Source organism: Luteibacter sp. UNCMF331Sha3.1, from assembly GCF_900109915.1.
Lineage (GTDB): Bacteria > Pseudomonadota > Gammaproteobacteria > Xanthomonadales > Rhodanobacteraceae > Luteibacter.
Map to the genome: position 1 here is coordinate 792,989 of NZ_FOBU01000002.1, position 15,071 is coordinate 808,059.

The 15,071-nt window shown below is 66.7% G+C and carries 15 protein-coding genes; 4 read left to right on the forward strand and 11 right to left on the reverse strand.

The window, feature by feature from the left end:
* Positions 1–5 precede the first annotated feature (5 nt).
* The 6 genes from BMX32_RS11925 to BMX32_RS11950 form a co-directional block, all read right to left on the reverse strand.
* The gene (locus BMX32_RS11925) at positions 6–554 is read right to left on the reverse strand and encodes a hypothetical protein (RefSeq protein ID WP_211664212.1); all 549 of its coding nucleotides are present in this window, start codon (positions 552–554) and stop codon (positions 6–8) included.
* Positions 551–1,696, reverse strand: a complete 1,146-nt coding sequence (locus BMX32_RS11930) for an MGDG synthase family glycosyltransferase (protein WP_089979172.1) — start codon at positions 1,694–1,696, stop codon at positions 551–553. The genes BMX32_RS11925 and BMX32_RS11930 overlap by 4 nt, the downstream gene beginning before the upstream one ends.
* Complete coding sequence (gene ppk1, locus BMX32_RS11935) at positions 1,693–3,765, reverse strand: polyphosphate kinase 1 (protein ID WP_343123855.1); 2,073 nt, start codon at positions 3,763–3,765, stop codon at positions 1,693–1,695. Before ppk1 ends, BMX32_RS11930 begins: the two co-directional genes overlap by 4 nt.
* 101 nt (positions 3,766–3,866) lie before the next feature.
* A complete protein-coding gene (phoR, locus tag BMX32_RS11940; protein ID WP_089979177.1) occupies positions 3,867–5,144 on the reverse strand; it encodes a phosphate regulon sensor histidine kinase PhoR in 1,278 nt (425 codons plus the stop codon).
* A gap of 58 nt (positions 5,145–5,202) precedes the next feature.
* Positions 5,203–5,892, reverse strand: coding sequence for a phosphate regulon transcriptional regulator PhoB (phoB, locus tag BMX32_RS11945; protein WP_089979179.1), 690 nt, complete (start codon positions 5,890–5,892; stop codon positions 5,203–5,205).
* Positions 5,893–5,988: 96 nt separating this feature from the next.
* Complete coding sequence (locus BMX32_RS11950) at positions 5,989–7,605, reverse strand: M48 family metalloprotease (protein ID WP_089980276.1); 1,617 nt, start codon at positions 7,603–7,605, stop codon at positions 5,989–5,991.
* Positions 7,606–7,761: 156 nt separating this feature from the next.
* Between BMX32_RS11950 and grxC the strand changes: the two genes are divergently transcribed.
* The 3 genes from grxC to BMX32_RS11965 all read left to right on the forward strand — a co-directional run bounded on the left by grxC (position 7,762) and on the right by BMX32_RS11965 (position 9,579).
* Positions 7,762–8,031, forward strand: coding sequence for a glutaredoxin 3 (gene grxC / locus BMX32_RS11955; protein ID WP_089979180.1), 270 nt, complete (start codon positions 7,762–7,764; stop codon positions 8,029–8,031).
* Positions 8,031–8,420 carry a carboxymuconolactone decarboxylase family protein gene (locus tag BMX32_RS11960; protein WP_089979182.1) on the forward strand — a complete coding sequence of 130 codons (390 nt, stop codon included), beginning with the start codon at positions 8,031–8,033 and terminating at the stop codon, positions 8,418–8,420. The genes grxC and BMX32_RS11960 overlap by 1 nt, the downstream gene beginning before the upstream one ends.
* 136 nt (positions 8,421–8,556) lie before the next feature.
* Positions 8,557–9,579: an isocitrate dehydrogenase gene (locus tag BMX32_RS11965; RefSeq protein WP_089979184.1), complete on the forward strand. Its 1,023-nt coding sequence runs from the start codon at positions 8,557–8,559 to the stop codon at positions 9,577–9,579.
* Positions 9,580–9,649: 70 nt separating this feature from the next.
* Here BMX32_RS11965 and BMX32_RS11970 read toward each other — a convergent pair whose 3' ends face one another.
* From BMX32_RS11970 to BMX32_RS11990, 5 genes are all read right to left on the reverse strand, one after another.
* Positions 9,650–10,576 (reverse strand): aspartyl/asparaginyl beta-hydroxylase domain-containing protein, encoded by a 927-nt coding sequence (locus BMX32_RS11970; RefSeq protein WP_280140854.1) that lies wholly within the window; start codon positions 10,574–10,576, stop codon positions 9,650–9,652.
* A gap of 555 nt (positions 10,577–11,131) precedes the next feature.
* Complete coding sequence (locus BMX32_RS11975) at positions 11,132–11,395, reverse strand: GIY-YIG nuclease family protein (RefSeq protein ID WP_139206715.1); 264 nt, start codon at positions 11,393–11,395, stop codon at positions 11,132–11,134.
* Between the two features lie 84 nt (positions 11,396–11,479).
* Positions 11,480–12,868 (reverse strand): PhoH family protein, encoded by a 1,389-nt coding sequence (locus BMX32_RS11980; protein ID WP_089979189.1) that lies wholly within the window; start codon positions 12,866–12,868, stop codon positions 11,480–11,482.
* An 82-nt stretch (positions 12,869–12,950) separates the two neighbouring features.
* On the reverse strand, positions 12,951–13,412 hold the full coding sequence (locus BMX32_RS11985; protein WP_089979191.1) for a peroxiredoxin: 462 nt from the start codon (positions 13,410–13,412) through the stop codon (positions 12,951–12,953).
* 26 nt (positions 13,413–13,438) lie between these two features.
* On the reverse strand, positions 13,439–13,999 hold the full coding sequence (locus BMX32_RS11990; protein WP_089979192.1) for a glycine cleavage system transcriptional repressor: 561 nt from the start codon (positions 13,997–13,999) through the stop codon (positions 13,439–13,441).
* 178 nt (positions 14,000–14,177) lie between these two features.
* Here BMX32_RS11990 and dapA point away from each other — a divergent pair, with 178 nt between their 5' ends.
* Positions 14,178–15,071, forward strand: a complete 894-nt coding sequence (gene dapA / locus BMX32_RS11995) for a 4-hydroxy-tetrahydrodipicolinate synthase (RefSeq protein WP_089979194.1) — start codon at positions 14,178–14,180, stop codon at positions 15,069–15,071.

Genomic DNA, 15,071 nt, shown 5'->3' on the forward strand with positions numbered 1-15,071 from the left:
GCGGGCTATCGGGGAATTCTTGCATGCGCCCGGGGCTTGCGTGCAACCGGAGGTTCGTGAGCAGGACGGCGCGCCTTGGGCAGCGCCGAGAGAACGAAGAGTACGAGGCAGAGGAAGCCGAACACCCAGTAGTCGGCCGGCGCCGGGCCCCACCAGTGGCGGTGCCACGGCACGTCGACCGGATCGAAGCGCGCGAGCCCGAACGCGGGGTTCAGCACGAACCAGAGGCCGTCCTCGGCGACCCAGAACAGCATCACGCAGGCGATCGCGCGCACCTGCGCCCGCCAGCTCCAGAAGCCGCGGAACACCATCGGGAAATGGAAGAACAGCGCGATGAAGGGAAACACCCATGCGTGGTAACCCGTCATGGCGCGACCGCCCCAGAGCAGGTCGAGCAGCCAGTGATTTTCGATCCGCCACGTGGGCAGGCTGGTCGCCCAGCCGTGCGGGCCTTCGATCTCCACTTCCACGTGGGCGAAGAGGAAGGCCAGCAGGAGCGTGAACAGGAAGGTCGACACCACGGAAGCGACGCGACGACGCGGCGAATGGCTCATGCCGTGTCCAGGTGCGCGAGCACGGTGGCGATCACGTCGCGCGCGGCGTGGGGGCGTCCGATCGCGCGGGCGCGCTCCGCCATCGCCGCGAGGCGATCGGGCTCGGCGCGCAGGGCGCCGATGCGCCATGCCAGGGCGACCGCGTCGATGGCCTTCCATGCCGCGCCCTGCTCGAGCAGGTAGTCGGCGTTGCGTTCTTCCTGCCCTGGAATGGGTGCGTTGACGATCATCGGCAGGCCCATCGCGAGGCATTCGGAGGTGGTGAGCCCGCCGGGCTTCGTTACCGCGAGATCGCAGCAGGCCATCAGGTGTTCGACGTGACGGGTGAAACCCTGCGGGAACAGGCGACCCGGATGCCGCGTGGCGGCGAGGGTGCGCAGCCGCTCCAGCATCGCCGTATTGCGTCCCGCGAGCACCACCAGCTGAAAGCCTTCGCCGGTCGCCAGCAGCGCGTCCGCGAGCTCGTCGAGGGCGCCGACGCCCGCACCGCCCCCCATGACCAGGTAGGTCGGCTGGTCGGGGTCGATGCCCAGGCTCGCGGCCAGTGCGCGGCGGTCGTGGGTCTGAGCGAACGCGGGCATGACGGGAATGCCCGTCGTGTGCACGCGATCCGCCGGCAGACCGACCGCGTGCATGCGCCGTGCGATTTCGGGGCTGGCGGCGAAGTAACCGGCCATGCCGGGAATGATCCACATGCGATGAAGATCGAAGTCCGTGACCTGCAGCCACACGGGCGCGGGGATCCGTCCCTTGCGCTTCTGCCGCGCGAGCATCTCGGCGGGCAGGAAATGCGTGCAGACGATCGCATCGGGTGCGAACGCGGCGATCGCCGTGCGCAGGCGACGCGTGTGCAGTCGCTCGATCGTGCGGCGCATGCGTTCGGTGACGGCATCGGGACGCGTGTCGTCGGTGATGCGATAGAGCATGCCCCACAGCTGCGGATGCCGCGTGATCAGGCGCAGGTAGAAGTCGGCGTAGATGCGCCGGAAACTGGACGGTACGTAGTCCATCACATCGAGGTGGCGCACCTCGACGTCGTGGCCTTCGGCCGCCAGCGCGGCAACGGTGGCCTCGAGCGCCTCCGCGGCACGCACGTGCCCCGCGCCCGCGGATACCGACAGCAGAAGGATGCGCCTCGTCACCCGCTGTACGCCGCCAGGAGGGCCTGCTGGGCGCTGTGTGGCGCCTCGCCGCGGGCGGGATGGCTCCGCGTGTACCGACCGTCGGTGCCCAGCAGCCACGCCTGCGTGTTGTCGCGCAGGTAGTTGTCCAGCGTTTCGTCGAACACGCGGCGGGCGAGGTCGGGATCGAGGATCGGCACGCCGACCTCGATACGGCGCATGAGGTTGCGTTCCATCCAGTCGGCGCTGGCGCAGTAGAGCTCCGGCGCGCCGTCGTTGCCGAACCAGTACACGCGGCTGTGCTCGAGAAAGCGCCCGATGATCGAGCGCACGCAGATGTTGTCCGAAACGCCCGGCACGCCGGGACGCAGGGTGCACGCGCCGCGGACGATGAGGTCGATCTGCACGCCGGCCATCGACGCCCGGTAGAGCGCTTCGACCACGTGCGCTTCGTTGAGCGCGTTGAGTTTCGCGACGATGCGGCCCGGCCGCCCGTTCTTCGCGTGGTCGATCTCGCGCTCGATCTTCGCCATCACGCTGCTGTAGAGCGTGAACGGCGAATGCAGCAGGCGTTTCAGCTGGATCATGGGCCCGAGTCCCGAAAGCTGCTGGAACACCTTGTGGATGTCTTCGCCGATCTCCGGGTCCGCCGTCATCAGGCCGATGTCGGTGTAACCGCGGCTGTTGCCCTGGTGGTAATTGCCCGTGGACAGGTGCACGTAGCGACGCAGGCCGGTGCCTTCGCGGCGCACGATGAGCAGCATCTTGGCATGCGTCTTGTAGCCGACCACGCCGTAGACGACCTGCACGCCGGCCTCCTGCAGGCGGTTGGCGAGACCGATGTTGGCCTCCTCGTCGAACCGCGCGCGCAGTTCGATCACCACCGTGACGTCCTTGCCGTTGCGTGCGGCATCCACGAGCAGATCGACCAGTGGCGAATCCTTGCCGGCGCGGTAGAGGGTCTGCTTGATCGCCAGCACGCCGGCATCCTGCGACGCGCGCCGCAGCAGTTCGACCACCGACGCGAACGATTCGTAAGGATGGTGGAGCAGGACGTCACGCGCGCCCAGCACGTCGAATTCGTTCATGCCCTTGTCGAAGGCGGGCAGGAGGCGCGGCGTGAAGCGCGGGAACTTGAGTTCGGGGCGATCGATCTGGTCGTAGATCAGGCCGGCGCGGATGATGTTGACCGGCCCGTCGCAACGGTAGACGTCCGCTTCCTCGAGCTGGAAGTTCTCGATCAGCATCTCGGTGATCGCACGCGGACAGTCTTCGCCCACCTCCAGCCGCACGGGGCGCGCGTAGCCGCGGCCGGCCAGCTCCTCGCTCAGCGCGCGGGCGAGGTTTTCCACCTCGGCCTCTTCGACCACGAGTTCGCTGTTGCGCGTGACGCGGAACTGATAGGCCGCGCAGACCTGGAAGCCCGGAAAGATTTCGTCGGCGAACGCCTGGAGCACTTCGGCGAGGAAGACGTAATCGCCTTCGCCGTCGGACACCGCGGCCGGCACGTGGATGATGCGCGGGAGCGATCGGGGCGCGCGGACCAGCGCCATGTGGCCCTCGCGGCCGAACGCGTCGCGGCCCTTGAGCACCACGGCCAGGTTCAGCGTCTTGTTGAGGATGCGCGGAAACGGATGCGCCGGATCGAGGCCGAGCGGCGACAGCACCGGCATGATCTCGTTCTGGAAATACCCCAGCAGCCAGCGCCGCTGCCTGTCGCTCCACCGGTCGCGCGTGAGGAACCGGATGCCCTCGGCGTCCAGCGCGGGGAGCAGCTCCTCGCGCCAGATCGTGAACAGCTCGTCGACGAGCTCGAGCGTGCGTTCGCGGATGCGCGCGAGGATCTCGCTCGACGACAGGCCGTCGGCGCCGGGGATCGCGGCACCCAAGGCGTGCTTGTGCTTGAGCACGGCGACGCGCACCTCGAAGTATTCGTCGAGGTTGTTGCTGACGATGGTGAGGTAGCGCAGGCGCTCCAGCACGGGCACGTCGGGATCGCGCGCCTGCGCGAGCACCCGGAAGTTGAATTCCAGTGCCGCCAGCTCGCGATTGATGTACAGCTCGGGGGCGCCGAGGTCGGTTTCGCTCATTCGGTCGGATACGTCGTTCATGACAGCCGATGGTGTCTCATCCGCGATCATGCCGGAAAGCGGCGTCGCAGCAAGCCCCGGCGTGCTCCGCCCGTGCCGGCTCAGGGGTGGTGGCCCGCGACTTCCTGCATGCGCGTTCCGTCGAGCAGGCGTTCGCTGCCGAAAACACACGCGAAGGTCGAGCCCTTGCCCGGCTCGCTCTCGATCGACAGGCGCGCCTGGTGCAGGTTGAGCACGTGCTTGACGATGGACAGGCCTAGCCCGGTACCGCCGGAGTCGCGCGAGCGGCTCGACGAGACGCGGTAGAATCGCTCGGTCAGGCGGGCGATGTGCGCGGCGGGGATGCCGAAGCCGGAATCCTGCACCGCGAAGCGCGCGCCGTCTTCCGTGGCCGACCAGCGGATCGCGATGCGACCGCCGGTCGGCGTGTATCGCACGGCATTGCTGACGAGGTTCGAGAACGCGCTGTGCAGGTCCTTCGGCGAACCCAGCACGTCGTAGGACGTGCCGATGTCGAGGGTCACCGCGTGACGTCCCTGGCTCAGTGCCTCGGCTTCCTTACGAAGGCTGGCGAGCAGGGGCACCATCTGCACCTGCTCGTCGGCCACGTGGTCCTGGGTCTCGAGGCGAGAGAGCGTCAGGAGGTCTTCGACGATCTGTCCCATCCGCTTCGACTGCGCACGCATCTCGTCGAGCACCGGGGCGAGCTCGGGCACGTCTTCCGGATCGAGCAGTTCGAGGTAGCCATGGATGACAGTCAACGGCGTGCGCAGCTCGTGCGACACGTTCGCCACGAAGTCGCGGCGGATCTGCTCGAGGCGCGTGAGGTGGCTCGTGTCGCGCGCCAGCAGCAGGCGCTGGCGGCTGCCGAAGGGCAGCAGCGTCGCTGTGACGTGGCGGTTCGGATGGTTGGGCGCCGTGACGTCGTTGAGCGGTTCACGCGCACCGTCGGCCAGCCAGCCGGCGAGTTCGGAATTGCGCAGCAGGTCTTCGATGAGGCGGCCGCGGTCGCGCGGACGTTTGAGGCCCAGCAGGTCTTCGGCCGCGTGGTTGAACCAGCGCACATGCCACGAGTGGTCAAGGAGGACCACGGCGTCGGGCAGGGTTCCGGCCGCGCTGCGCAGGTCGCGCAGGCGTGAAGCGATTCGGCGGGTGCGGGTCATCAGACGGTCATGTTCGGGGCGGGTCGACGCGGACGACTGCAACATTGGCCGCGTTTTATGACGGAACAGCGACAGCAGCACGACGATTTCCAGCAGCGCGACGAGGGTCACGGCGGACAGCGTCGCGCCCACGAGCGTGCCCACCGCGACACCCATGAGGAGCAGGGCGATACATGCGGCGGGGAGTCGCCAGCTGGCGAGGAAGCGGTCGAGCATGGGCGGGGCCGGTGACGGTCTGGTGGTATGCACCATAACGCGCCCGGCCCGCGAATGGTCAGGTATTGGCGGAGAACCGGTAGCCGGCGCCGCGAACGGTCTGGACCATGTCGTCCAGCTTCCACGGTTCCAGCGTCTTGCGCAGGCGACGGATGTGGACGTCGACGGTGCGCTCCTCCACGTACACGCTGCCGCCCCAGACATGATCCAGCAACTGGGCGCGCGAATAGACGCGCTCCGGATGGGTCATGAAGAAGAACAGCAAGCGGTATTCCGTGGGGCCGATCGGCACGGCGTCCTCGCCGGCGAACACCCGGTGCGCGGGGCCGTCGATGCGCAGGCCGCCGAGTTCGACCACGCCGGAGCCGTCGTCGCCCTGGCTGCGCCGCAGCACCGCCTTGATGCGGGCGATGAGCTCGCGGGTGGAAAACGGCTTGATGACGTAGTCGTCGACGCCGGCCTCCAGGCCGTTCACGCGATCCATTTCCTCGCCGCGGGCGGTGAGCATGATGATCGGGATTTCGCGGGAGAGTTCTTCCCGACGCAGGCGGCGGGCGAGTTCCAGTCCGCTCGTGCCCGGCAGCATCCAGTCCAGCAGGATCAGATCGGGCACCTTTTCGGAGATGGCCATCTGGGCGGCGCGGGCGTCCGCGGCGTGAGCCGCGTCCATGCCTGCTTTACGGAGCGCGAAGGCGACCATGTCGCGAATCGAAGCCTCGTCTTCCACGATAAGGATGCGTTTGTGCACGCTGGGGCCGCTCGTTGGCTATGACGGTCATATTGCAGCCATGCAGTGTTACACCGCAATGACAATCGTCACAATCGTCGTCCGGCCGTGCCGGCGCTACTGGCTGCGGCCGTCCGGATTGTCGTCGGTGCTGACCCGTCGTTTGCGCAATTCCAGCAACAAGGGGGTCAGATCGCTGATACGAGCCTGGATACGCGATCGCTGGTAATAATCGAGGTCGTCGCGCTTCAGCAGGCGGCGCAGCTGTTCCATGGCGTCGAAGGGGCGCCCGGCGAGGTAGGCGCTGTCGGCATAGGCTTCGGCCGCGCGGACGGTGTCCCCCGAGCGCTCGCTGGCGCGGGCGAACGTGCGGAAGATTTCCGGATCGTCGCTGTCGTCGAGCATCGGCCGGAGCAGGGTGGTGGCCGTGCGCGCGTCGTCCGAGCGGCCGGTGTCCGCGAGCGCCTTCGCATAGCCGAGCGTCACCGCCCGGTTGCGCGGGGAATTGGCATGCAGCGCCTTGTAGATCGCCATGGCGTCGCCGTGGCGGCCGGCATCGACGTAAGCGTCGGCCAGGGCCAGCCGGATCACGACGTTGTCGGGCTGCTGCGCGAGCAGGGGCTGAAGGACGCCGACCGCTTGCGTGCCGTGGTTCGTACGGGTCAGCGCCAGCGCGTAGCCATAGCGATTGGCGGCCGTGTCGAAGTCCTTGCGTTCGAGATTCGTCGCGTAATACGACGTCAGCTTCTGCAGGTCGCCCGAGAGCACGCGGACCCGTTCGCGCATCAGCGCGTAGGTGTCGCCCAGGCTGTCCTTCGGCGCCTTCGCGGTCGCGGCCATCAGGGTCGTCGGGTCCTTCACGTAGAGCACGGGAGCGGTGCTCTTTTCCCAGCTGGCCTTGTCGATGGTGGGCAGTTTCGGTCGGTTGGCCATGCGTTCCTGGAGCACGCGCGCCCGCGCCTTCGCGTCGCTGATGCGCGCGAGCGTCACCGGGTGGGTCTGCAGCAGCGCGGGCAGGGCTTCTTCGCCTTCGCCGACGCGCATGGTGTCCTGCATGCGGCCGAAGAAGTCGGCCATCGCGTCGGGATCGTAGCCGGCGTTCGCCAGCGTCTGGATGCCCACGCGATCGGCCTCGATCTCGTCCTTGCGGGTGAAGTTGATCTGCCGCTGCATCAGCAGCCCCTGGCCGCCCATCAGCACGGCGGGCGCCGCGTCGCCCGCGCCGCCCCCCGCGCCGGCCGCGATGGCGCCCAGCAGCACCAGCGCCATGAGCGGCGCGTTCTTCTTGGAATCCTCGAATGCCCGGTACAGGTGGTTCTGGGAGATGTGACCGATTTCGTGGGCGATCACGCCCGCCAGTTCGCCCTCGCTGGTGGTGATGTCGATCAGGCCGGCGTTGACGCCGATGTAGCCGCCCGGGGCCGCGAAGGCGTTGATCGCCGTGTCGCGGACGATGAAGAACTGAAAGTGGTCCTTCGGCCGGTCGCTGGCGGCGACGAGACGGAACCCCAGGTCGTTGATGTACTGGTCCAGCAGCGCGTCGTCGACCGTGAGGTCGAGCGCATGCATCTGGCGGAGCATCATCGCGCCGTACTGGTCGGCCTCGCGGGGGCTGATCAGGGCGTTGGCCGAGCTGCCCAGATCCGGCAGGCGAATGCTGTCCTGGGCGCCGGCGACGAAGGTCGCGAGCGCGAGGGCGGCGGTCAGGGCGAGGCGGGGAAAGGGCAGGGGCATAAGTCGAAGGACGATACCATCACCGAACGGTGAGTTGACTTGCACGCGCCGGGCGCTGGGATCGGTGAGACCACGGTGGCGTGCCACGGTTCCGCGTGCCTTGTAAAATCCGGCATCCAACGCCATTTTGCGACTATCCGGTTTCAGGAAACACCCATGTCCACCCCCGACATCACCATCTATTCCACCGCCGTCTGCCCCTACTGCGTGGCCGCCAAGAACCTGCTGAAGGCCAAGGGCCTCGCGTGGAACGAGGTCCGCATCGACACCGATCCCGCCCAGCGCGACATCATGCTGGAGAAGAGCGGCGGCCGCCGCACGGTGCCGCAGATCTTCATCAACGGCACCCATGTCGGCGGTTTCGACGACCTCGCCGCGGCCGATCGCAGTGGCCGCCTGGCGGAAATCCTCGGAGCGGCTCACTGATGGCCGACAAGCGCGTCGAGGAATTCACCGCGTTCCGCCAGCGCATGAACGAGCGGATCCTGGGTGAAGACAACCAGGTGGTGCGGCGCTTCTTCGCACTGGACACCCAGACGTACCGCGCCGGCGCCCTCGACGTGAAGACCAAGGAGATGCTGGGCCTGGTCGCGTCGATGGTGCTGCGCTGCGACGACTGCATCAGCTACCACGTCGCGCAGTGCAAGGAAGCCGGGGTGAATCGCGACGAATTCTTCGAGGTTTTCAGCGTCGGCCTCGTGGTGGGCGGCTCGATCGTCATTCCCCACCTGCGCCGCGCCGTGGACTTCCTGGATTCGCTGGAAGGCGAGGCGCCGGCCGACCCGGCCGCCTGCGAAGACCATCCGGCTGCCTGAGGCGGCCGGAACGAGGCCCCGAACGGGGGCGAACCTTGAAGGAAGCGGGCCGGATCGCCGATAATTAGGCGATTTTTCTCCCCGCGCGCACCCCTCGCGCGCTTATGCGACCCGCTTCCCTTCAGGAGTTACCCCCATGAGCAAGACCATTGCCGTGATCCCCGGCGACGGCATCGGCCCCGAAATCATGGACGCGACCATCCGCGTCCTCGATGCGCTCGACTGCGGTCTGACCTACGACTACGTGGATGCCGGCGTGGTGGCGCTCGAGAAGCACGGCGACCTCCTGCCGCAGGCGACGATCGAGGCCATCGCGAAGCACAAGGTGGCGCTCAAAGGCCCGCTGACCACGCCGATCGGCGGTGGCTTCACGTCGATCAACGTCACGCTGCGTCGCAAGTTCGATCTCTACGCCAACGTGCGTCCGGCGATCAGCTTCCCGGGCACCAAGGCGCGCTACGACAACATCGACATCATCACCGTTCGCGAGAACACGATGGGCGCGTACATGGCCGAGGGCCAGACGCGCGAAGGCACCGGCGAGAACGAAGTCGCCGTGTCGGTCATCCGCAACACCCGTCCGGGCATGGAGCGCATCTGCCGCTACGGCTTCGAGATGGCGCGCCAGAAGGGCCGCAAGAAGGTCACGGCCGTGCACAAGGCCAACATCATGAAGACCTCGTCGGGCCTGTTCCTCGACGTGGCGCGCGAAGTGGCGAAGGATTTCCCGGATCTCGAGTTCCAGGAAATGATCGTCGACAACGCCTGCATGCAGCTGGTGATGAACCCCTACCAGTTCGACGTGATCGTCACCACGAACCTCTTCGGCGACATCCTCTCCGACCTCTGTGCCGGTCTCGTCGGCGGCCTGGGCCTCGCCCCGGGTGCCAACATCGGCAAGGACGCGGCGATCTTCGAGGCCGTCCACGGCTCCGCGCCGGACATCGCCGGCCAGAAGAAGGCCAACCCGTGCGCGCTGCTGCTCGCCGCCGCCGACATGCTCGACCACCTTGGCATGGTCGCCAAGGGCACGCGCCTGCGCGCCGCGATCAGCGACGTGATGAACGCCCGCGATCGCACCACGCCGGACGTCGGCGGCACCGGTACCACCGACACCTTCGGCGACGCGATCGTCGAACGCATCAAGGCCACGGCCTGATGCAGAAAACCCCGCCGGATGGCGGGGTTTTTTTTTGCCGGCAAAGGCTGCGTTCCGGTGCGGAAGCCGCTTAACCGCGGAAGAAGGGGTAGGGGGCCAGGAAGATCAGCCACACCATCAGCACGATGCCGATGTACTTCACGATGCGGAAGAGCTTCGGATTGGCCTTCTTGAAACGGCGGGTGCGCTCGCGACCACGCTGGTTCAGGGCGAACATCCGGTTGACGAAACCGACCTGCTCGCCGCCATCGTCGCTGTTGGGCGATGCGGTGATCGAGCCCATGAACGCGCCCACGCGCTTGTTGATCGCCGTCATCAGGCCGCTCTTCAGCGGACGCTCCACGTCGGCGAACAGGATGACGCGGGTCTGGTCGGTGCGGTTCTCGGCCCAGTGCACGTACGTTTCGTCGAAGACGACGTCCTTGCCGTCGCGCCATGCGTGCATCTCTCCGTCGACGAAGATGCGGCAGTCGTCGGAGTTCGGTGTGATAAGGCCGAGATGGTAGCGAAGCGAGCCAGCGAACGGATCGCGATGCGGGTTGAGTTTGCTGCCGGGCGGAAGCAGCGCGAACATCGCGGCCTTCACGGACGGGATCGAGTTGAGCAGCTTCACCGTCTGCGGGCACAGCGCCTCGGCGGACGCCAGCGGCTCCCCGTACCACTTGAGATAGAAGCGCTTCCAGCCCTGCTTGAAGAACGAGTTGAACGACGCGTCGTTGTGCTTCTCCGCCGAGCGGATGTAGCCCTCGTCGAACAGATGCATGGCCTCCTCACGGATCGCCTGCCAGTTGTGCTGCAGCAGATCCAGTTGGGGAAAGCCGCGCCGGTCGAGAATCGGCCGGGCCGGGACCGCCGAGAAGGCGTACATCAGCAGGTTGTACGGGGCGAAGATCGCCGAATGATCCACCAGCTGGCGATCGAAACGCAGGCGCGAGCGCCCACGCAGATGCACCAGCAGCACGCACAGCGTGAACAGGATCAGGATGTAGAGGACGATGAAGCGCGGCCCGAGGAAATTCATGGGGTTGGACTCGACGATGACAGGCGATACATGCGGCCCGGACGGCCGGTATCAACGCCGATAGGATACTCCCGACACCGTTTCGGGGCACGCGTGCGGGGGCCTTCCCCCGATGTGGTCGCCGTGGATACCGGCGTACGCCGGTATGACGAGCAGTGCGGGCAAGGGCTGGCCTCGGTGTACGCCACCCCTCACCGTCGTACCGGTGTACGCCGGTACCCACGTCCCCGGTCTTCATCCGGGCGGAACTGAGGGTTTTCATGCACGTGCTCGCCGTGGATACCGGCGTACGCCGGTATGACGAGCAATGCGGGCACAGGCTTGCCCCGGTCGACGTCAGCCCTCACCGTACCCACATCCCCGGTCTTCATCCGGGCGGAACTGAGGGTTTTCATGCACGTGCTCGCCGTGGATACCGGCGTACGCCGGTATGACGAGCAATGCGGGCACAGGCTTGCCCCGGTCGACGTCAGCCCTCACCGTCGTACCGGCGCATGCCGGTACCCACGTCCCCGACCTGAAGGCGAAGCATCACAAGAGAGAATCGTACAGGTCGTGCCAGTCGGGGTTACCGGCTTCGATGAGTTCGAGCTTCCACGCGCGACGCCAGCGCTTGAGCGCTTTCTCACGAAGGATGGCCGACTCCATGGTCACGTGTTGCTCGTACCACACGAGGCGATCGACGGAGTAGCGTCTTGTGAAACCGACGACGTCGGCATGCCTGTGCTGCCATACGCGTCGAACGAGCGCGCTGGTGACGCCGACGTAGAGAGTGCCCCGGTAGCCGCTGGCCAAGGAGGTACACGCAAGGATTCCGTTCCACCGTCACGCTCCCGAAGTGAACGGCGCGAGCGTCGTGCTCGCGCCGTCGCTACGGTACTACAGCGCTTCCGACGCGAAGTCGGCCAGTCGCGAACGTTCGCCGCGCTTCAGCGTGATGTGGCCGGAGTGGGCCCATAGCTTGAAGCGATCGACCGCGTAGGTCAGGCCGGAAGTGGTTTCGGTGAGGTACGGCGTATCGATCTGTTCCACATTGCCGAGGCACACGATCTTCGTGCCTGGGCCCGCACGAGTGATCAGCGTCTTCATCTGCTTCGGCGTCAGGTTCTGCGCCTCGTCGATGATGAGGTAGCGGCTCAGGAAGGTGCGTCCGCGCATGAAGTTGAGCGAGCGGATCTTCACGCGCGAGGCAAGCAGGTCGTTGGTGGCCTGACGACCCCACGAACCGCCTTCCTCCGGATTAGCCAGCACCTCCAGGTTGTCGGTGAGGGCGCCCATCCAGGGCGTCATCTTTTCTTCCTCGGTGCCCGGCAGGAAGCCGATGTCCTCGCCGACGGATACCGTCGCGCGCGTCATGATGATCTCGCGATAGCGCTGCTGGTCCATGACCTGCGCGAGGCCCGCGGCGAGAGCGAGCAGCGTCTTGCCCGTGCCGGCCGTGCCGAGGAGCGTGACGAAGTCGACGTCGGGATCCATCAGGAGGTTCAGTGCGAAATTCTGCTCGCGATTGCGCGCCGAGATGCCCCATACGCCGTGCGCCGCGTGGCTGTGATCGTCGAGCAGCACGAGCCTCGCCTTGCGATCGTCCTCGTCGCCGCGGATCTCGAGCACGCGCAGCTCGACGTCGTTCTCGCCGGGCATGTACAGGCACTGGTTCGGATACCAGAGCTCGTCCTCGTGCACGTCGAGCTCGTAGAACGTGCGACCGCGCTCGTTCCACGAACGCACTTCCGGATGGCGATTCCAGAAGTCTTCCGGCAGCGCGTCGGAACCCGTGAAGAGCAGGGCGAAATCGTCGAGCGCGCGATCGTTCTCGTAATCCTCCGCGGTGATGCCGTAGATGGACGCCTTGATGCGGAGGTTGATGTCCTTGCTGACGAGGATGACCGGACGATCGGGGTACTGATCGCGCAGGTCGATGACGGACGCGAGGATCTGGTTGTCGGCCTTGCCGTTGCCGTGACTGGTGCGCTGCTGGAAGAACAGGCGCCCCACGGCGCCGCGCTTCAGCTTCACGCCCTGCGGATTGATCAGTTCGAGTCCTTCGCGGACACCGTGACCACCGCCGCGCTCGATCAGTTCGTTGAGGAAGCGACTGACCTGGCGGCCGTTGCGCGAGACTTCGGATCCGCCTTTCTTCTTCTCGTCCAGTTCCTCCAGCACCGTCATCGGTATGAACACGTCGTGTTCCTCGAAGCGGAACAGCGACGTGGGGTCGTGCAGCAGCACGTTGGTGTCGAGGGCGTAGATGCGCTTGCTTCCGGTCATGCGGAAGTGACCTCATGCTGAGGTTGCAAAACCCGGCCGCACGGCGACGGCCGGGGGAGGGAGCCGCATGACGCGGTATCCGTCACGCGGTGGGAACAGCGTCCAGCACGGCTTGCGCGTGTCCGGGGATCTTGATCCCCCGCCACTCCGCGGCGAGCCGGCCGTTTGGATCGATAAGGAACGTGCTGCGCACGACACCCAGATAGCGCTTGCCGTAAAGCACCTTTTCGTGGATGACGTCGAACGCCTTGCACCAGGTTTCGTCCGCGTCGGACACGAGCGGAAACGGGAGCTCGTGTTTGGCGGCGAAATTCGCATGCGAGCGCACGGAATCGCGGGAGACGCCGATCACCTCGGCATCGCGGGCCTGGAACGCCGCGTACCGATCGCGGAAATCCTTTGCCTCGTTGGTGCAGCCCGGGGTGTTGTCCTTGGGGTAGAAGAACACTACGACCCACTTGCCCTTGAGCGAAGACAGCGACAGCGTGGAGCCGTCGCCTAGCGAGCCTTCGAGATTCGGAACCTTCTTGCCCTTGCCGGTCATGCGTCGCGTTCGCTCCTCCTGCGTCGTCAGAATTTCACGGGATCCATGATCGCGTCGAGGTTGAGTCCGTCGCACAACTCGAGGAAATCGTCGCGCAGCGCGGCGATGTGCGTCTCGGACGGAATGCCGATGGTGATCTGCGCCTGGAACATTTCCGCACCCGTCTGCATCGCCTGGTAGCGCATCGACGAGAGCTGCTCGACGCTGATGTCGCGTCGCGAGAAGAATTCGATGATCTTGACGAGGATGCCCGGGCGATCCGCGGCGATGACTTCCACCAGGTACGGGAGCAGGTGCGCGGTGGGTTCACGCGGCGTGGTGCGGTAGTGGACGATCTGCAGCTCTTCGTCTCGGGCGAGCTTGCCCAGCGAGGTCTCCAGTTTCGCCACGGCGTCCCACGCGCCGGCGGCCAGCAGCATCACGGAGGTGTCGTTGCCGATCGTGGAGACGCGGGCGTCGGCGAGGTTGCAGCCCGAGTCGGCGATGCGCTTGGCCAGCGCGAGGATCGGCGCGCGGTGCGCCGGCGACAGCGTCGAGATGAGGAGCTGGTTATCGGTGGCGGCGTTGCGTGCTGCGGAACGATTCAAGGCGTACTACCCATGGCGCGTCCCGCGGGGCGCGGAACCAACGCTTTGGGGGCAGCTTACTTGCCCCCGTCGCGCACAGGCAAGACGCCGACGATCGCGCCGGGTGAAACCCGTCGAATGGACTACCCGGAAACGCCCCGGTAACATGCGAAGGGCTGATTTCACAACGGGTTCGACCTTGGATATCTCAGGAAGCATCACCGCGCTGGCGACGCCGTTCGCCGCCGACGGTTCCCTCGACCTCGACGCCTTCGTCCGTCTGCTCGACCAGCAGATCGCCGGTGGCACGCAGGGCGTGGTCGTCGCGGGGTCGACGGGCGAATCGCACTTCCTCGAGCACGACGAGTACGAGGCGTTGCTGGCGCTGGCCGTGAAGCATGTCGGCGGCCGCATCCCCGTCATCGCGGGCACCGGCGAAGCCGGCACCGCGAAGACCATCGCCGCGACCCGCCGCGCGAAGGCCCTCGGCGCCGATGCGGCGCTCGTCGTGGCGCCGTTCTACGTGCGGCCGACCCAGGAAGGCCTCCGGCGGCATTTTGTTGCGGTGGCCGACGAGGGCGGTCTCCCTGTCGTCCTCTATAACGTCCCGCCGCGCACTGGTTGCGATATCGATCCGGCGACGGTGGCGGTGCTGCGCGACCATCCCGGCATCGTCGGCATCAAGGAGGCCCGCGGCGACGCCGGCCGGATCCAGGCGATCGCGGAACTTATCCGTGCCGATTTCGTCTACCTCAGCGGCGATGACGGCTCGGCTCACGAGGCCATGCTGGCGGGCGCCGCGGGGACGATTTCGGTGGTGTCGAACCTGGTACCCGGTCCGTTCCGTGCGATGTGCGACGCCGCTCGTTCAGGCGACGCCCAGCGTACGGCGGCCGAGGTGGCCCGTCTCGCGCCGCTGGTCGATGCCCTGAATTGCGCGCCGAACCCGATTCCCGTCAAGGCCGGTCTGGCCGCGCTGGGGCTGGGCTCGGCGGCGCCGCGGCTGCCCCTCGTCGAACTGGAGTCCGGTCCGGCGCTGGCAAAGCTGCGCGAAACGCTCGCGGCTCTGGCACCATTGGCCTCCGCTGCCTGA